Annotated in this window: 17 protein-coding genes; 12 read left to right on the plus strand and 5 right to left on the minus strand. The window is 70.8% G+C overall.

What is annotated here, in order from left to right:
- Window positions 1–8: 8 nt before the first annotated feature.
- From OG943_RS37040 to OG943_RS37075, 8 genes are read left to right on the plus strand one after another with little or no spacing between them, the layout of a single operon-like run.
- Window positions 9–1,499 (plus strand): ABC transporter substrate-binding protein, encoded by a 1,491-nt coding sequence (locus tag OG943_RS37040; protein WP_328605564.1) that lies wholly within the window; start codon window positions 9–11, stop codon window positions 1,497–1,499.
- On the plus strand, window positions 1,496–2,440 hold the full coding sequence (locus OG943_RS37045; protein ID WP_328605565.1) for an ABC transporter permease: 945 nt from the start codon (window positions 1,496–1,498) through the stop codon (window positions 2,438–2,440). Before OG943_RS37040 ends, OG943_RS37045 begins: the two co-directional genes overlap by 4 nt.
- Window positions 2,440–3,258, plus strand: a complete 819-nt coding sequence (locus OG943_RS37050; RefSeq protein ID WP_328605566.1) for an ABC transporter permease — start codon at window positions 2,440–2,442, stop codon at window positions 3,256–3,258. The genes OG943_RS37045 and OG943_RS37050 overlap by 1 nt, the downstream gene beginning before the upstream one ends.
- Window positions 3,255–3,989, plus strand: coding sequence for an ABC transporter ATP-binding protein (locus OG943_RS37055; protein ID WP_328605567.1), 735 nt, complete (start codon window positions 3,255–3,257; stop codon window positions 3,987–3,989). The genes OG943_RS37050 and OG943_RS37055 overlap by 4 nt, the downstream gene beginning before the upstream one ends.
- Window positions 3,986–4,762, plus strand: coding sequence for an ATP-binding cassette domain-containing protein (locus tag OG943_RS37060; RefSeq protein WP_328605568.1), 777 nt, complete (start codon window positions 3,986–3,988; stop codon window positions 4,760–4,762). Before OG943_RS37055 ends, OG943_RS37060 begins: the two co-directional genes overlap by 4 nt.
- Complete coding sequence (locus tag OG943_RS37065; protein ID WP_328605569.1) at window positions 4,755–6,179, plus strand: aldehyde dehydrogenase family protein; 1,425 nt, start codon at window positions 4,755–4,757, stop codon at window positions 6,177–6,179. The genes OG943_RS37060 and OG943_RS37065 overlap by 8 nt, the downstream gene beginning before the upstream one ends.
- Complete coding sequence (locus tag OG943_RS37070; protein WP_328605570.1) at window positions 6,176–6,937, plus strand: SDR family NAD(P)-dependent oxidoreductase; 762 nt, start codon at window positions 6,176–6,178, stop codon at window positions 6,935–6,937. The genes OG943_RS37065 and OG943_RS37070 overlap by 4 nt, the downstream gene beginning before the upstream one ends.
- A 28-nt stretch (window positions 6,938–6,965) precedes the next feature.
- The gene (locus OG943_RS37075) at window positions 6,966–8,351 is read left to right on the plus strand and encodes an amidase (protein ID WP_328605571.1); all 1,386 of its coding nucleotides are present in this window, start codon (window positions 6,966–6,968) and stop codon (window positions 8,349–8,351) included.
- On the opposite strand, the gene OG943_RS37080 is transcribed toward OG943_RS37075, so the two are convergent.
- The 4 genes from OG943_RS37080 to OG943_RS37095 form a co-directional block, all read right to left on the minus strand.
- Window positions 8,344–9,027 carry a DUF4276 family protein gene (locus tag OG943_RS37080; protein ID WP_328605572.1) on the minus strand — a complete coding sequence of 228 codons (684 nt, stop codon included), beginning with the start codon at window positions 9,025–9,027 and terminating at the stop codon, window positions 8,344–8,346. The genes OG943_RS37075 and OG943_RS37080 overlap by 8 nt on opposite strands.
- Complete coding sequence (locus tag OG943_RS37085; RefSeq protein ID WP_328605573.1) at window positions 9,024–10,145, minus strand: AAA family ATPase; 1,122 nt, start codon at window positions 10,143–10,145, stop codon at window positions 9,024–9,026. The genes OG943_RS37080 and OG943_RS37085 overlap by 4 nt, the downstream gene beginning before the upstream one ends.
- A gap of 84 nt (window positions 10,146–10,229) precedes the next feature.
- A complete protein-coding gene (locus OG943_RS37090) occupies window positions 10,230–11,102 on the minus strand; it encodes an HpcH/HpaI aldolase/citrate lyase family protein (protein WP_328605574.1) in 873 nt (290 codons plus the stop codon).
- Entirely contained in the window at window positions 11,099–12,169 is a 1,071-nt protein-coding gene (locus OG943_RS37095) for an HpcH/HpaI aldolase/citrate lyase family protein (protein WP_328605575.1), read from the minus strand. Before OG943_RS37095 ends, OG943_RS37090 begins: the two co-directional genes overlap by 4 nt.
- 424 nt (window positions 12,170–12,593) lie before the next feature.
- Here OG943_RS37095 and OG943_RS37100 point away from each other — a divergent pair, with 424 nt between their 5' ends.
- Genes OG943_RS37100 through OG943_RS37110 form a run of 3 tightly spaced genes read left to right on the plus strand, consistent with a single transcriptional unit; the run spans window position 12,594 to window position 14,942 of the window.
- Window positions 12,594–13,247, plus strand: a complete 654-nt coding sequence (locus OG943_RS37100; protein ID WP_328605576.1) for a hypothetical protein — start codon at window positions 12,594–12,596, stop codon at window positions 13,245–13,247.
- Between the two features lie 42 nt (window positions 13,248–13,289).
- Window positions 13,290–13,940 carry an NAD(P)H-binding protein gene (locus OG943_RS37105; RefSeq protein ID WP_328605577.1) on the plus strand — a complete coding sequence of 217 codons (651 nt, stop codon included), beginning with the start codon at window positions 13,290–13,292 and terminating at the stop codon, window positions 13,938–13,940.
- 15 nt (window positions 13,941–13,955) lie between these two features.
- Window positions 13,956–14,942, plus strand: a complete 987-nt coding sequence (locus tag OG943_RS37110; protein WP_328605578.1) for a ribose-phosphate diphosphokinase — start codon at window positions 13,956–13,958, stop codon at window positions 14,940–14,942.
- Here the strand turns inward: OG943_RS37110 and OG943_RS37115 are convergent, their stop codons facing one another.
- Entirely contained in the window at window positions 14,943–16,244 is a 1,302-nt protein-coding gene (locus OG943_RS37115; RefSeq protein WP_328605579.1) for a D-arabinono-1,4-lactone oxidase, read from the minus strand. It abuts the gene before it with no gap.
- 103 nt (window positions 16,245–16,347) lie between these two features.
- Here OG943_RS37115 and OG943_RS37120 point away from each other — a divergent pair, with 103 nt between their 5' ends.
- A complete protein-coding gene (locus OG943_RS37120) occupies window positions 16,348–17,535 on the plus strand; it encodes an amino acid deaminase/aldolase (protein WP_328605580.1) in 1,188 nt (395 codons plus the stop codon).
- Window positions 17,536–17,557 lie beyond the last annotated feature (22 nt).

Raw genomic sequence — 17,557 nt, forward strand, 5'->3', positions numbered from 1 at the left:
GAGGCGGAATGAAAGCCCGGATTCCGGTGGTGGCCCTGGCGCTGCTGCTAGTGGCGTCCGGCTGCTCGGCCGGGTCCAGCGCGAGTGTGGCGAGCGGCCCCGACACGCTGTCGGTCGGCTTCACGGCCGAGCCCGCGAGCTTCGACTTCACCCACGCGGACGGCGCCGCCATCCCGCAAGCCCTGCTCTACAACGTCTACGAAGGCCTGGTGAAGCTCGACGCGAGTGGTCACGTCGTGCCGCTGCTCGCGAAGTCGTGGACCATCAGCCCGGACCGGAAGACCTACGACTTCCAGCTCCAGCCCGGGGTGAAGTTCAGCAACGGCGCGCCGTTCACCGCCTCGGACGTCAAGTTCTCGCTGCAACGCGTGAAGACCGACTGGACGATCTCGGTCAAGTCCGCGATGGACGTGGTCGACCACGTGGACGCCGTCTCGCCCGACCACGCGCGGGTGGTGCTCTCGAAACCCAGCAACGGCTGGCTGTTCAGCCTGACCAGCCGGATCGGCGCGATGTTCAGCCCCACCGGCGTCGGCGACCTGGCGAACAAGCCGGTCGGCACCGGGCCGTACGAGGTGGCCGCCCGGCGGCGCGGCGACTCCATCGTGCTGCAGGAGAACCCGGCGTACTGGGGCCGGAAACCCGCGTACCGCACGGTGGTGCTCAAGTACATCGCCGACCCGACCGCGCTCGACAACGCGCTGCTCAGCAACGGCATCGACGTGATCTCCTCGCTCACCTCGGCCGACTCGATCCCGCAGTTCCAGGGCGACAACCGGTTCACCGTCGTGCAGGGCACCACGAACAGCGAGGTCACGCTGGCGTTCAACAACAAGCGCGCGCCGCTGAACGACACCCGCGTGCGCCAGGCGCTGACCTACGCGATCGACCGGAAAGCCGTGCTGGACCTGGTCTTCAGCGGCCGCGGCACGCTGATCGGCAGCATGGTCCCGCCGACCGACCCGTGGTACGAGGACCTGTCGAAGGTCTACCCGTACGACCCGGCGAAGGCGAGGCAGCTGCTCGCGCAGGCCGGCGTGAAGAACCTCGACCTGCGGCTGCGGATCCCGAACCTGCCGTACGCGGTGTCGGCCGCGCAGGTCGTCCAGTCGCAGCTGACCGAGGTCGGCGTGCGGACCACGATCGAGACGCTCGACTTCCCGGCCGTGTGGCTCAAGCAGGTGTTCACCGACCACGACTACGACCTGTCGATCGTCCAGCACGTCGAGGCCCGCGACATCACCACGTTCGGCAAGCCGTCGTACTACTGGGGCTACGACAGCAGACGTGTCCAGCAGCTGCTCGCCGAGGCCGACAGCGGCACGACGGAACAGCAGGTCGCTGACATGAAGCAGGTGGCGCGCCAGCTCAACACGGACGCCGCGGCGGACTGGCTTTTCCTCTACCCCAACGTGATCGTCGCGAAGGACAAGGTGACGGGCTTCGCGCAGAACCAGGTCAGCGAGTCCTTCGACCTCACCGGATTGAGGCCGCGATGACCGTGAAGGTGCTCCGGCGCGTGGCGATCCTCGTGGTCAGCCTCTTCGTCGCGTCGATCGTGGTGTTCCTGTTCATGGCCGTGCTGCCCGGCGACCCCGCGCAGGTGGCGCTCGGCGTCAACGCGACGCCGGAGCTGCTGGCGAAGACGCGCGCGGAGTTCGGCATCGACCAGCCGCTGGTCACGCAGTACCTGCGCTGGATCGGCGGGGTGCTGCACGGCGACTTCGGCCGCTCGTACGTGACGCGCGATGCGATCGGGCCGCAGCTGCTCGACCGCCTCGGCGTGACGCTGTGGCTGGTCGGCGCGGGCATGCTGGTGGCGCTGGTGATCGCCGTCCCGGCGGGCACGTTCGCGGCCGTCCGGCACCGGAAGCCCAGCGGCGCGGGCGTTTCCGGGCTGTCACAGATCGGCGTGGCGATCCCCGCGTTCCTCGCCGGGATCATCCTGGTGCAGATCTTCGCCGTGCAGCTGCGCTGGCTGCCGAGCGGCGGGTGGACGCCGCCGGACCAGGACGTCGGCGAGTTCCTGCGCGGGCTCGTGCTGCCCGCGTTGTCGCTCGGCCTGGTGCAGGGCGCGGTGCTCACGCGGTACGTCCGCTCGGCCGTGCTCGACACGCTCGGCCAGGACTACCTGCGCACCGCGCGGTCCAAGGGCCTGCTGCCGGGGCAGGCGCTGTTCCGGCACGGGCTGCGCAACGCGTCGGTCCCGGTCGTCACGGTGCTCGGCCTGCAGCTGGCGACGCTGCTGATCGGCGCGGTGGTGGTGGAGCGCGTGTTCGTGCTGCCGGGGCTGGGCAGCCTGCTGCTCGACGCCGTCTCCTCGCGCGACCTGCTCACCGTGCAGGGGATCGTGCTGGTGCTCGTGGCCGGGGTGCTGCTGGTGAACTTCGTGGTGGACGTCCTCTACACGGTGCTCGACCCGAGGCTGCGGGGCTCGTGATGAAAACACGCAACGGGAACCTGGTGGTCGGCGGCGTGCTGGTGGCGCTGGTGGTGCTGGCCGCGCTGGTGTCGTTCGCCTGGACGCCGTACGACCCGGTGCAGGTCGACGCGCCGGACCGGCTGCTCGGCTTCAGCGGCTCGCACCTGTTCGGCACCGACAAGTTCGGCCGGGACGTGTTCAGCCAGCTCATGGTCGGCGCGCGCACCACGCTGTACGTCGGGGTGGTGGCGGTCGGCATCGCCGCGGTGATCGGGACGCCGCTGGGCGTGCTGGCGGGCTTGGCGCCGCGCTGGCTCGGCGAGTTCGTGATGCGCGTGAACGACCTGGTGCTCGCGTTTCCCGCGCTGCTGCTGGCGATCATGTTCGGCGCGGTGTTCGGCGCCGACACGCTCACGGCCATGGTGGCGATCGGCATCGCGACCATCCCCTCGTTCGCCCGGATCGCGCGGTCCGGGACGCTGCAGGTGGGCAGTAGCGAGTACGTGCTGGCGGCGCGCTCGGCCGGCCGGTCGCGGCTGAACATCGCCGTGCGCCACGTGCTGCCGAACATCTCCGGGCTGCTGATCGTGCAGGCGTCGGTGTCGTTCGCGATCGCCGTGCTGGCCGAGGCGGCGCTGTCGTTCCTCGGCTTCGGCACCCGGCCGCCGACGCCGTCGTGGGGCCGGATGCTGCAGGAGTCGCAGGAGCTGCTCACCGTGCACCCGCGGCTCGCGCTCGTGCCCGGTATCGCGATCGCGGTCGCCGTGCTGGGGTTCAACCTCCTCGGCGACGGCCTGCGCGACCGCCTCGACCCGCGATTGGCGGTCCGGGCATGACGCTGGCGGTGGAGCACCTGCGGGTCGCGGACCTGGTGCGCGACGTGTCGTTCGAGATCGGCGCCGGCGAGCGCGTCGGGCTGATCGGCGAGTCCGGCTCCGGGAAGTCGCTCACCGCGCTGTCGGTGATGGGGCTGCTGCCGGACGAGCTGGCCGCGTCCGGTTCGGTGCGGCTGAACGGGAAAGAGCTGCTGGGAGCGTCCGAAAAGGATCTTTCCCGGCTGCGCGGCAACGGGCTGTCGATGGTCTTCCAGGAGCCGATGACGGCGCTGAACCCGGTGATGCGCGTCGGACGGCAGGTCACCGAGCCGTTCCGGGTGCACGGCCGCCGCGGCCGGTCCGCCGAGGAGCTGCTGGCCGCCGTCGGGCTGCCCGGCACCGCACGCGCGTACCCGCACCAGCTCTCCGGCGGGCAGCGGCAGCGGGTGGTGCTCGCGATGGCGCTGGCCACCGACCCGTCGCTGCTGATCTGCGACGAGCCGACCACGGCGCTCGACGTCACCGTGCAGGCCCAGATCCTTGCCCTGATCCGGAGTTCGCTGCCCGCCGAGAGCGCGCTGCTGTTCATCACGCACGACCTCGCGGTGGTCGCGTCGGTCTGCGAGCGGGTGCTGGTGATGCTGGACGGCGAGATCGTCGAGCACGGTTCCACGCGCTCGGTGTTGACGGCGCCTCAACACGAGTACACGCGGCGACTGCTGGCTGCTTCGGACCTGGAGGCACGGCGATGAGCGTGTTGATCGAGGTCCGTGACCTGGAACGGCGGTATGCCCGCCGCGACGTCCACGCGTTGCGCGGGGTGAGCTTCGACGTCGAGGCCGGTCAACGGTTCGGCGTCGTCGGCGAGTCGGGCTCGGGGAAGTCCACCCTGGTCCGGCTGCTGGCCGCGCTGGACCGGCCGACCGCGGGCACGGTGTCGTTCCAGGGCCGCCGGATCGACGACCAGCCCGAGCGACGGCTGGGGTTTCTGCGGTCGGAGCTGCAGATCGTCTTCCAGGACCCGATGGGCTCGCTGGACCCGCGGATGCGGATCCGCGACATCGTCTCCGAGCCGCTCGGCCGTCGTGACCCCGCGCGCGTCGCGGAGCTGCTCGACGCCGTCGGCCTGCCTGCCGACGCGGCCATGCGGTACCCGCACCAGTTCTCCGGCGGGCAGCGGCAGCGGATCTCGATCGCCCGCGCGCTCGCGCCGAGCCCGCGCGTGCTGGTCGCGGACGAGCCGGTGAGCGCGCTGGACGTCTCCGTGCGCGCGCAGATCCTCGACCTGCTGGCGCGGCTGGTGGCGGAGTACTCGCTGACGCTGGTGTTCGTGTCCCACGACCTCGGCGTGGTGCGGCACGTGTGCGACCGCGTGGCGGTGATGCGCCGCGGCGAAATCGTCGAGATCGGCGACGTGGAGGAGGTCTACGAAGCGCCGAAGCACGAGTACACCCGCGAGCTGCTGGCGGCCGCGCCGAACCTGCGCGCCGAGCTGGCCCGGCTGAGAGGAGACAACGATGTCTGAGTACCCCGAAGGCCTGCCGATCGGCTCCGGCTGGGTGTCCACAGTGGATCATGCGGACGTCGTGTTCCCTTATGACGGCAGCGTGATCGGCTCCGCGCCCGTCGGCACGGTTTCGTTGGCCTCGAAGGCGATCGACGAGGCGGTGGCGGTGAAGCGGGAGGTGGCGGCGTTGCCGTCGCGGACCCGGAGGGCGCTGCTGAACGACGTCGCTCTTGCGTTGCGCTCCCGTAGTGAAGAGTTCGAACAGCTGCTGGTCCTGGAGACCGGGAAGCCGCTGGTGGACTGCCGGGTCGAGGTCGCGCGCACGATCGTCACGTGGGAGGCCGCGGCCGAAGAGGTGTCGCGGCTGCACGGCGAGACGGTGCCGCTGGACCTGCTGCCGTCGGGCGACGGACTGGTCGGGTTCTGGAAGCGCAAGCCGATCGGCGTGGTCGTCGGGATCGCCGGGTTCAACTACCCGCTGCTGCTGGCGTCGCACAAGATCGCGCCGGCCATCGCGGCCGGCTGCCCGGTGGTCGTCAAGCCGGCGCCGCAGACGCCGCTCGCCACGCTCTGGCTGGTGCACCTGGTCCGGTGCGCGAGCCCGGTGCCGTCGATGGTGCAGCTGGTGACCGGTGACGCGGCGGTCGGCTCCGCGCTGGTGACCGACCGGCGGGTCGGCGCGGTGTCGTTCACCGGCTCGGCGGCCGTGGGGCACCGGATCGCGCGCGACGCGGCGCCCACGAAAACGCTGCTGGAGCTGGGCTCCAACGCCGCGCTGGTGGTCGCGGAGGACGCGGATCTCGACGCGGCGGCGGACGCCGTGTTACGCGGCGGGTTCTACGCGTCCGGCCAGGCCTGCATCTCGGTGCAGCGGGTGCTGGTGGTGTCGTCGGTCGCCGAGGAGTTCACCGCGAAGGTGCTCGCGCGGCTCGGCGAGGTGGTCACCGGCGATCCGCGGCTGTCCGACACGCGGGTGTCCGCGCTGATCGACCGCCGCTCGACCGAGCGGGCGCTGGAGTGGGTCGACAAAGCGACCGCCGCGGGCGCGCGCGTGCTGGCCGGCGGTTCTGTGGCCGACGGGGTGCTGGCGCCGACTGTGCTCGCGGACGTGCCCGACGGCGTCGAGTGCTGGGACGAGGAAGTCTTCGCCCCGGTGGTCTGCCTGCGCACGGTGTCCGATGTGGACGAAGCGTTCGCGGCCGTCAACGCGTCGCGCTACGGGCTGCACGCCGCCGTTTTCAGCCGTTCGCTTCGCACTGCTTTCCGAGCACTGGACGAGCTGGAGGTGGGTGGGGTGATCGTGAACGAGGTGCCGGGGTTCCGGTCCGACACGATGCCGTACGGCGGGGTCAAGGACTCCGGCATCGGGCGTGAGGGGCCGCGGTTCGCGGTCGAAGAGCTGACCGTGACGCGGATGGCGGTGCTGCGGCCGTGACGGACTACACGAACCTGTTCCGGCTGGACGGCCGCCGGGCCGTGGTGCTGGGCGGCGGCAGCGGGATCGGCCGCGAGGCCGCGCGGGCGCTGGCGGCGCACGGCGCTCACGTGGTCTGCGCGGACCGTGATGTCGAGGCCGCCCGCGAGACCGGCGTCGCCGAGGCGTACGAGATCGACCTGCTGGACCCCGGCGCGGTGGCGCGGGCAGCGTCGGATCTGGGCGAGCTGGACATCGTGGTGCTGACGGCCGCGATGAACGTGCGCAAGCGGTTGCTGGACTACACCCGCGAGGAGTTCGACCGCGTCCTGGCGCTGAATCTTGGGGCGACGTTCGAGGTCGTCCGCGCGTTCGGCGCGGGGATGGTGCGGCGCGGGCGAGGGAGCATCATCGGCTTTTCCTCGATCCGCGGCACCACCGTCGAGCCGGGCCAGGGACCGTACGCGGCGACGAAGGCCGGTCTCGTGCAGCTGTTCCGGACGGCCGCGGCGGAATTCGGGCCGTCGGGCGTGCGCGTGAACGCGATCGCGCCGGGTGTCGTCGAGACGCCGCTGACCGCGCAGATCAAGGCGAGCCCGGACTGGTACGACGCGTACGCGACGAAGGGCGCGCTCGGCCGCTGGGCGCGCGCGGACGAGCTGGCCGGCGCCGTCGTGTACCTCGCTTCGGACGCTTCGACGTTTGTCACGGGCTCAGTTCTGGCTGTCGACGGGGGCTGGACCGCGGTCGACGGCCGCTTCGACCCGCCCGCTTCCTGAATGTTTCGTGTAATCGGAGGTTTGCCTGATGACCGAGTTGGCTGATCTGACCGCTGTCGAGCTGGTGGCGGGCTACCGCGCCGGGACGCTGTCGCCAGTTGAGGTGACTGAAGCCGTCCTCGCGCGTGTCGAGGCGCGAGAGCCGGAGCTGCGCGCGTTGTACGCGTACGACGCTTCGTCGGCGCGCGAAGCCGCGAAGGCGTCCGAGGCGCGTTGGCAGGCGGGCGAGCCGCTGGGCCCGATCGACGGCGTTCCGTTGACACTGAAGGAAAACATCGCGACCCGCGGCACCGCCGTGCCGTTGGGGACGGCCGCGACCACGTTGACGCCGGCGCCGGCAGACGCCCCGGCGGCGGCGCGCGTGCGCGAGTCCGGCGGCGTCCTGCTGGCCAAGACGACCATGCCGGACTTCGGGATGCTGACGTCCGGCCTGTCGAGCTTCCACCCGGCGACGCGGAACCCGTGGGACCTCTCGCGCACGCCGGGCGGCTCCAGCGCGGGCGCCGCCGCCGCGGCCGCCGCGGGCTACGGGCCGCTGCACGTCGGCACGGACATCGGCGGCTCGATCCGCCTGCCCGCCGGCTGGTGCGGCCTGGTCGGGCTGAAGCCGAGCTTCGGCCGGGTGCCGGTGGCCCCGCCGTTCCTCGGCCGGGTGGCCGGGCCGCTGACCAGGACTGTCGCGGACACCGCGCTGCTGATGGGCGTGCTGTCGGCGCCGGACCCGCGTGATCACCTGAGCCTGCCATTCGAGCCGCTCGACTGGTCGGTAGCGGATTCACGGCTCGACGGCCTGCGCGTCGGCCTGCAGCTGGACCCGGGCGTCGGCCTGCCGGTGGAGCCGGACATCCTCGAGGCGGTGACGGCCGCCGCGCACGTGTTCGAGGCCGCGGGCGCCGTCGTCGAGCCGGTGGCGCCGTTCCTGCGCCGCGAACTGCTGGACGGCCTGGACACGTTCTTGCGCGTGCGGGCTTGGTCGGACATGTCGGCGTTGCCGGAGTCCCGACGCGCTCAGGTCTTGCCTTACATCGCGCAGTGGGCGGCCGGCGGCGCGGAGGTGTCCGGAGTGGACACTTACCGCGGCTTCGCCTGCATCGACGCGACCAGCGTCGAAACCCTGCGCGCCACCGCCCCGTACGACCTCGTGCTGTCCCCGGTCTGCGCCGTCTCGGCCCCACCGTCGGACTGGGCCTCGCCGACCAACGACCCGGCGCGGCCGTTCGAGCACATCTCGTTCACCGTGCCGTACAACATGTCGGGCCAGCCCGCGGTGTCCCTGAACTGCGGTTATACCCGCGAGGGGCAGCCCATCGGACTCCAGATCGCAGGGCCCCGCTTCGCCGACGTGGCGGTTCTGCGGGCGGCTGCGGCGTTTGAGGGGCTGCGGCCGGCGCAGCGGGAGTGGCCGGTCAGCTGATCTGCTCAGCTCGCCTGTCGAGGTGGACGAGCCACTCGTCCAGGTGCGGACACTCGGCGCGAAGCGCTTCGATGCCGAGATCGGCGAGGGCGAGCGGGCCGTCGTTCGTCTTCGAGTAGACCTCGCAGTACTTCAACAGCCGCTTCGACGGTGCGGTGTCCGGGCTGTCGTTCACCAGCTCGGGTCCGCCCGCGGCGCGGACGTCGTCTCGTAGGCGCTCGGTCAGGCCGGGCACCGGCAGGATCCAGCCGAGTTGCTCGGCCGCCGCGAAAACCCAGGTTTCGAGTTCGTGCAGGATCAGATGCGGGACGAACCGGGGGTCCGCGATCGTGGCCGACAACGCGGCCTCGACGTGTTCCACGCGCCGGCTCGCAGTGCCTTCCGGCCGGGAGGCCATGCCCGGGCTGTCGGCCGGGAACGCGTAGTAGTCGAACAGGGTCGTCAGCACGTGCAGATCGGTGTTGCCCAGCAAGAGCTTGATGTCCCGCTCGAGTTTCGCCCAGCTGCTCACGCCGCCTTTGTGGCTGGCGCCGGAGGCCGGTCGTTTGGTGGCCACGATCGACTGCGTCACCGTCCAGCCGCGATCCCGTAGATGCGGCTCCAGCACATTGTTGACGACGATCTCCTCGGTCTGCCCTTCGACGAGGAGATGCAGCCGGCGGTACCCGGTGTTCATGCCCGGCCGGAGTCCTCTCGGGTCGGACGGCCGCCGAGCAGGTTCTTCTCCCACAGCTCACCGAGCGAGTACTCGGACAGCCAGGTCTGCAGGGTGTCGAGGTCCGGCCGGCTGAACTCCGACGCCCCGTCCTTGCGTTCGACGACGATCAGCTGGTCCACATCGAACTGGTTCATCAGGGTCACGGACTGGGTCGCGATCAGGACCTGACTCCGCGCGGCCGCCTGCGTGAGCAGCCCGGCCAGCTGCACGATCGCGAACGGGTGGAGGCCGAGCTCCGGCTCGTCGAGCACGACCAGGGCGGGCAGGTCGGGCTGCAGCAGCAGGGTCGCCAGGCAGATGAACCGGAGTGTGCCGTCGGAGAGCTGGTTGGCGGAGAAGACGGCGTCGGAGTCCTGCTGGCGCCAACGGAGCCGGACCCGATCCGACTTCTCGGGCTGTAGCACGAATTCCCGGAAGAACGGGGCCACCAGTTTGACGGCGCCCACGATCCGCCGATAGGCGGCCTGCTCGGCGGGCTCGTCGCTGTCCTGGAGCCGGAGCAGGTACGCGGCCAAATTGCCCGCGTCCTTGCCGAGGGCGAGGTTGTCCGCCGTCGGGACCAGCCGCTTGACCGGGGCGTCGGCGCTGGTGTCGTGGAAGTGGAAGACCTTGCAACCTTCGAGCAACTCGATGACGTGGGAGGCGATCCGCCCGGGCTGCTCCGCCGCTTCGGCCGAGAGCTTCGATTCCCGGTGTCCCCGCCCGAGCACGTGGTTGTAGGGACGGTCGTAGCCCTCCGCTTGGAAGTAGGTCACTTCCTGCTCGAAGATCAGCTCGTCGTTCGCCGCGGGAACCAGGCTGGCCTCGTACGAATTCGGGTCCGCGTCCAGTTCGAGGTGGATCCGGGCGGCGGAGTCGCCATTGTTGAGCAAGGCCGAGGCGCCGCCGTTGAGCCCGACGAACAGCCCCAGCTCACTGTCCACGATCCGGCCCAGCAGTTCGAGCGCCTGCACGAAGTTGCTCTTACCGGCGCCGTTCGCGCCGACCAGGATGTTGAGCCGGCCGAGGTCGACGGTCGCCGAACGGATCGAGGTGAACCCCTCGATCCGGATCTGCTTGAGCGGCTGTCTGGCCATGGCCCCACCTTACGGCGGACCACCGACATCCGCGTCGCACCAGGACTCGTGAGTGTTTATGACGGTTAGAACCGTCATAAACACTCACGAGTCAGTAGGGCCGACCGCCTCCGCCAGTGCGAGCACCCGCCGAGCGTTCTCCACATGGAGGTTCTCGATCATCCGCCCGTCCACGGTCACCACGCCGCGGCCGGCGGCGCGGGCTTCGTCGAAGGCCGCGATGATGCGCTGGGACCGGTCGATCTCCTCGGCGGACGGGGCGAACACCCGGTTGCACGGTTCGAGCTGCGACGGGTGGATCAGGGTCTTGCCGTCGAAGCCGTACTCGCGGCCCTGCCGGCATTCGGCCTCGAAGCCGGCCAGGTCCTTCACGTCGTTGTAGACGCCGTCGAGGATCACCTTGCCGGTGGCGCGCGCGGCGAGCAGGCACAGCGAAAGTCCCCCCAGCAGCGGGCCGCGGCCGGGGACGAACTCGGCGTGCAGCTCCTTCGCCAGGTCGTTCGTGCCCATCACCAGCACGGTCAGCCGCTCCGAGGCCGCCGCGATCTCCGCGGCGCGCAGCATCGCGACGGGGGTCTCGAGCATCGCCCAGATCTTCGTGTGGTCCGGGGCGCCGCCGAGTTCCAGCGCGCGCTCGATGTTGTGCACCTCGCTCGCCGAGTTCACCTTCGGCACCACCACGGCGGCCGGTCCGGCGGCGGCCGCGGCGCGCAGGTCCGCGTCGTGCCACTCGGTTTCCAGGCCGTTGACGCGGATGGTCACCTCGCGCTTGCCATAGTCACCGGAAGCCGCGGCCGCGCACACACGGGAACGCGCCGCTTCCTTGGCGTCCGGGGCGACGGCGTCCTCGAGATCGAGGATCAGCGCGTCGGCGGGCAGCGTCTTGGCCTTCTCCAGCGCGCGCTCGTTCGCGCCCGGCATGTAGAGCACGGACCGCCGGGGCTGCAGGGACGTCATGACTGGGACTCCTTCGTTGCGGCGTCGTACGCGGCGGCCAGCTCGGGGTCGTCGGCCGCCAGTTCGTCGGCCAGCTCCGAGACCACGCGGCACTGCTTCACCGAGGCGTCGTCCTGCATCTTGCCGTCGATCATCACCGCGCCCGTGCCGTCGCCCATCTCGGCGATCACGCGCCGGGCCCAGGCCACATCGGACGGAGACGGCGAGAACACCCGCTTCGCGATGTCGATCTGCACCGGGTGCAGGCTCCACGCGCCGACGCAGCCGAGCAGGAACGCGTTGCGGAACTGGTCCTCGCACGCCACCACGTCGCGGATGTCCCCGAACGGCCCGTAGTACGGCAGGATCCCGTGCATCGCGCACGCGTCGACCATCCGTGCGACGGTGTAGTGCCACAGGTCCTGCTGGTAGGTCGTGCGGCCCGCGGTCAGGTCCTCGCCCACCGGGTCCGTGCGCACCAGGTAGCCGGGGTGGCCGCCGCCGACGCGCGTGGTCTTCATCCGGCGGCTGGCCGCCAGGTCGGCCGGGCCCAGCGAGATGCCCTGCATGCGGGGGCTGGCGCCGGCGATCTCCTCGACGCATCCCACGCCGCTCGCCGTCTCCAGGATCGCGTGCACCAGCAGCGGCTTCGTCAGCCCCGCGCGCGCCTCCAGCTGGGCCAGCAGCCGGTCGACGTAGTGGATGTCCTGCGCGCCCTCGACCTTCGGCACCATGATCACGTCGAGCTTGTCGCCGATCTCGCCGACCAGCGTGACCAGGTCGTCGAGCACCCACGGCGAGTCGAGGCTGTTCACGCGCGTCCACAGCTGCGTGCGGCCGAAGTCGGTGGCCTTCGCGATCGAGACGAGCCCGGCGCGCGCGGCCTCCTTGCGGTCGGCGCGCACGGCGTCCTCGAGATTGCCGAGCAGGACGTCGACCTTCTTCGCGAGGTCCGGCACCTTCGCGGCCATCTTCTCGTTGCCGGGATCGAAGAAGTGGATCATGCGCGACGGGCGGACCGGGATCTGCCGCGGCGGTTCGGGCGCCCCGAGGGCGAGCGGGGCGAAGAAGTCCTTCGGCGAGCGCATCGTTGGTCCTCCCGGGCCGTAACTTGACCGACGGGTAACCCTAAACCCGGGCACCCGGAGCGCGCTGCGGCGAAGCTCACCGTCGATCGGGTGGCAACCGCGCTACCTGCGGCGTCCACTGTGGAACCGCTCTCGGTTGGGCCGAACGGTCTAACCCGCTGGACCCTTTGCCACGCTGGGGAACTCCACCACTGGTAGCCGCTCGGCGGCGGTCCGTAACGCCACTCACCTTCGTCTCACTCGGTTGGCCGCACGGTCGGGCTGAAGTCGGACGACCGCCCGCCGACCGGTCACCGACCGCTGAGCGCCGCCGATCGCAGTCACTACCGCTACCCGAAGACCCCGCGCCGCCGCACTGGTAGTCAGGTCATGTGCCGGTTTCACCAGGCACGCAGGGGTACAGGTTGTTGAAGGAGGCGGACTCGTGGCGGCTACACCTCAGAACACCGAGAGCTCGACGGTCGCCGGTGGCGCGAAGCGCAGCCGGTCGATGCCGAGCCGGGTGGTGCCGCCGATCGAGCTCCCCGCGAGCGTCGAGGAGCTGGCGCACAAGGCCGCGGCCCTGCTGGGCTGGAACGGCGTGGTGCTGCCGGCGACGACACTGCTCGGCCGCAAGGTCAGCATCGTCGCCAAGCTCCGTACCGACGTGCACGCGGAGCGGATCGCGATGGGTGTCGGTCCCGTCTCGGACCGCGCCACCGTCGACACCTGGACCTGGCCAGAGCTGGCCGCGACCGCACCCGCGCCGGCCGCCGAGATCATCGGTGTCCTCGCGGTCGCACGGCACTGGCGGACCGCGATGGCCTCAGCGGTTCCGTTCGCACGTTACGGCGAGGCCGCGATGGTTCTGCCATCGCCAGCCGTACTGACGGAGGACTACGTCGCGAACTGCCTGCCGCGTTCCCGCGCGTACGGCCTCGCGATCGTGACCGCCGACCCCAATGCCATGATCGACCTCGACCTCGAGGGCCACAACGAGCGCATGCTGCTCGACGAGGACCCGGTGTCGCGCTGGGTCAACGAGATGGCCTACGACCAGCTGTTGCGCGTCTCCGAGACGGCTCCGGCCGCCGAATGAGCTGTCCGGCGGCTGGGTCCTGATCGGACTAGTCTCGGGATCATGCGAGTCGTCATTGCCGGTGGACACGGTCAGATCGCCCTTCGCCTCGAAAAGCTGCTGAGCGAACGGGGTGATCGGGCCGCCGGGATCGTCCGCAACCCGGACCACGAGCCCGACCTGACCGCGGTCGGCGCCGAGACCGTGGTGCTCGACCTCGAGAAGTCCGATGTGGACGCCGTGGCCGCGGTGCTCGACGGGGCCGACGCGGCGGTGTTCGCCGCCGGCGCCGGTCCGGGCAGCGGCGAGGCGCGCAAGGACACCGTCGACCGTGGCGCTGCGGCGCTTTTCGCGGAGGCCGCCGAGCGCGCGGGCGTCCGCCGGTTCATCCAGGTCGGCTCCATGGGCGCGGACAACGCCGACGCCCCCGGCCTCGACCCGACATTCGCCACCTACCTCCGGGCCAAGAAGGCCGCCGAGGACGACCTGCGCGGCCGTGACCTCGACTGGACCATCCTGCGTCCCGGCGGGCTCACCAACGAATCGGGCACCGGGCTGGTCAAGATCGCCGACCACACCGGCCGGGGCAGCGTGCCGCGAGAGGACGTCGCCGCCACGCTGGTCGGCCTGCTCGACGCACCCGCCACCGCGCGCCGGACGCTGGAGCTGATCTCCGGCGAGGCCTCCGTCGCCGAGGCGATCTCGGCCGTATGACCTGGTCCTCCTAGGATGACCTCGGCATCGGCGGACAACGCGAAACGGGGAAAGTCCTTGCGGGACATCGCGGTTTTCAGTGGTAGCGCCCATCCCGAGCTGGCGGCGGAGATCTGCACCCACCTGGGCGTGCCGCTGTACCCCGTCCAGGTCGACCGGTTCGCCAACGACTGTCTCCAGGTCCAGCTGCAGGCCAACTGCCGGGAGCGGGACGTCTTCCTGATCCAGCCGCTGGTCACGCCGGTGCAGGAGAACCTCGTCGAGCTGATGCTGATGCTCGACGCCGCGCGGGGCGCTTCGGCCGCGCGCACCACCGTCGTCATGCCGCACTACGCGTACGCGCGTTCCGACAAGAAGGACGCGCCGCGGATCTCCATCGGCGGCCGGCTCGTCGCCGACCTGATGGTCACGGCGGGGGCGAACCGCGTGCTGGCGATGACCCTGCACTCGCCGCAGGTCCACGGCTTCTTCAGCGTGCCCGTCGACCACTTGCACGCGCTGAACGAGCTGGCGCGGCACTTCCGCCAGTACGACCTCTCCAACACCACCGTCGTGTCGCCCGACCTGGGCAACGCCAAGGAGGCGGCGCACTTCGCGCGGCTGCTCGGCGTGCAGGTCGCGGCCGGGGCGAAGCAGCGTTACGCCGACGACCGCGTCCAGATCACGTCGGTGATCGGCGAGATCACCGGCCGGGACCTGATCGTGCTCGACGACGAGATCGCGCGGGGCAGCACCGTGCTGGAGCTGCTCGACCGGCTGCGGGAGCTGAAGCCGCGCTCGATCCGCGTCGCCTGCACCCACGGGCTGTTCGCCGACAAGGCGCTGGACCGGATCGGCAGCCAGGAGGACGTGCTCGAGATCGTCTGCACCAACACGGTGCCGGTGCCGGTCGAGGAGCGCACCGACAAGCTGCGGATCCTCTCGATCGCGCCGGCCATGGCCGAGGCGATGCGGCGGATCCACAACGGCGAGTCGGTCAGCTCGCTGTTCGAGCCCGTCTGATCAGCGGCCCAGCACCCGGTCCAGGTAGGTGTTGGTGAAGGTCCCGGTCGGGTCGGTTTCCTTGCGCACGGCCAGGAAATCGTCGAAGCGCGGGTAACGCGTGCGCAGCGCGGCGGCGTCGAGGTCGTGCATCTTGCCCCAGTGCGGGCGGCCGCCGACCTGGGCGACGATCGCCGCGAAGCCGTCGAAGTACTCGCGGTAGGGCATGCCGAGGAACTGGTGGATGGCGATGTAGGCGGAGTCGCGGCCGTTCGCCGTGGAGAGCCAGATGTCGTCGGCGGCGGCGACCCGCACCTCCACCGGGAACATCACGGGATTCTCCAGCCGCGGCACGAGCGCGCGCAGCTCGGCGAGCACGTCGTGCAGTGACTCGCGCGGGATCGCGTACTCGGACTCCACGAACCGCACGCCGCGGTGCGTCACGAAGACGCGGTGCGAGAGGTCGCTGTAATCGCGCGCCGAAAGCACCTGCGCCGCGAACCCGCCGAGCGGCTGCACGAGCTTGGGCACGGCGCGGCCGAGCCGGCAGATGCCGCCGAACGCGATGTTCTCCGTCAGTTCGTAGTCCACGAACTGCTTGAGCCTCGACAACGGCTTGCGCTCGGCGTCCAGCGGCAGCCGGTTGTTGCGCTTGACCAGCGCGTTCTTGCCGTAGGGGAACCAGTAGAACTCGAAGTGGTCGTTCGCCTCGGCGAACTCGTCGAAGCCTTCGAGCACCTGCTCCAGCGGCTCCGGCCGCTCCTGCGCGGATAACACGAACGAGGGTTCACACTGCAGGGTGACGCTGGTGATCACGCCGAGGGCGCCGAGACCGACACGGGCGGCGTTGAAGAGGTCCGGCCGCTCGTCCGCGGAGCAGGTGACGACGGAGCCGTCGGCGAGCACCAGCTGGAGCGCGGTGATCTGCGTCGAGATGCCGCCGAAGCGCGCGCCGGTGCCGTGGGTGCCGGTCGAAATCGCGCCGGCGACGGTCTGCGCGTCGATGTCGCCGAGGTTCGTCATGGCGAGGCCGAGCGCGTCGAGTTCGGCGTTGAGCTGCTTGAGCGTGGTGCCGGCGCGGACCGTGACGCGGTGCGTGGCGAGGTCGGCCTGCTCGATCCCGGTCAGGTGCCGGAGGTCGAGCGCGTCGTGCTCGGCGACGGCGATCGCCGTGAAGGAGTGGCCGCTGCCCCACGGGCGGACGCGGCGGCCGGCGTCGGTGACGCCGCTGACGACGTCGGCGACCTCGGTTGTGCTGCGGGGCTGATGCACCCGCTGCGGAGAGGCCTTCGCCGTGCCGGCCCAGTTGCTCCACGGAGTCATCTGCGCACCTGTTCGTCCGGAGGTGTGTGCCCATACGGTAGTTGCCGAAACAGTAAGTGAATAGTATTCGCGTTTCAAGCCTTATTGTCGTACCGTAAGGAGGGTGACCACCTCTCCCAACGGGTACGACCTCGCGACGAAGGACCTCGATCCGCCGTTCGCGATCGTCGACCTGGACGCGTTCGACGCGAACGCCGATGACCTGCTGCGCCGCGCGGCCGGCAAGCCGATCCGGGTGGTCAGCAAGTCGGTGCGCTGCCGGGCCCTGCTCGACCGGGTGCTCGCGCGCGACGGCTTCGAGGGCCTGATGTGCTACTCGCTGGCCGAGGCCGTGTGGCACGCGGAGCAGGGCACGACGGACGACATCGTCGTCGCGTACCCGACGGCGGACCACGGTGCGCTGCGCCGCCTCGCCGCGAACGACGCGGCCCGCGCGGCGATCACGATCATGGTCGACTCGGCCGCGCACCTGGACCTGGTCGACGCGGCGCTCGGCCACGGGCACCCGGACATCCGCGTGTGCCTGGAGCTGGACGCGTCGTGGCGGCCCCTGCCCGGCGTGCACGTCGGGACCCGGCGCTCGCCGTTGTTCACCGTGAAACAAGCGGTCGCGTTCGCGCGTGAAGTGGTGAAGCGGCCGGGTTTTGTGCTCGCGGGCGTGATGGCGTACGAGGGTCAGATCGCGGGCCTGGGCGACAACGCGGGCAGCAGCCTGAACAACGCGGTGATCGCGTGGATGCATCGCCACTCGGCCGCCGAGCTGGCGCGTCGTCGTGGCGCCGTGGTGCGCGCGGTGCGTGAGGTCGCGGACATCGAGTTCGTCAACGGCGGCGGCACCGGCAGCATCGAGACGACGGGCGCGGAGGACGTCGTCACGGAGATCGCCGCGGGCTCGGGCCTGCTGGCCCCCACGCTGTTCGACGGGTACTCCCGCTTCCACCCGCGCCCCTCGGCGCTGTTCGCGCTGCCGGTGGTCCGCCGCCCCGCGCGCGACGTCGCCACGCTGTTTTCGGGCGGCTACATCGCTTCCGGCCCGACGGGCCCTTCGCGCGTGCCGTCGCCGTACCTGCCGGCCGGCCTGAAGCTGCTGGGCTTCGAGGGCGCCGGCGAGGTCCAGACCCCGGTCTCGGGAGCGGCCGCGCGCACTCTGCGCCTGGGCGACCGGGTGTGGCTACGCCACGCGAAGGCGGGCGAGCTGGCGGAGCGCTTCACGCACTACCACCTGGTGACGGACAACCAGGTCGACCAGACCGTGCCGACCTACCGGGGCGAGCAGCAGAACTTCGGCTGAGGAACATACGGCCGGGATAAGG

The organism is Amycolatopsis sp. NBC_00345, from assembly GCF_036116635.1.
GTDB lineage: Bacteria > Actinomycetota > Actinomycetes > Mycobacteriales > Pseudonocardiaceae > Amycolatopsis.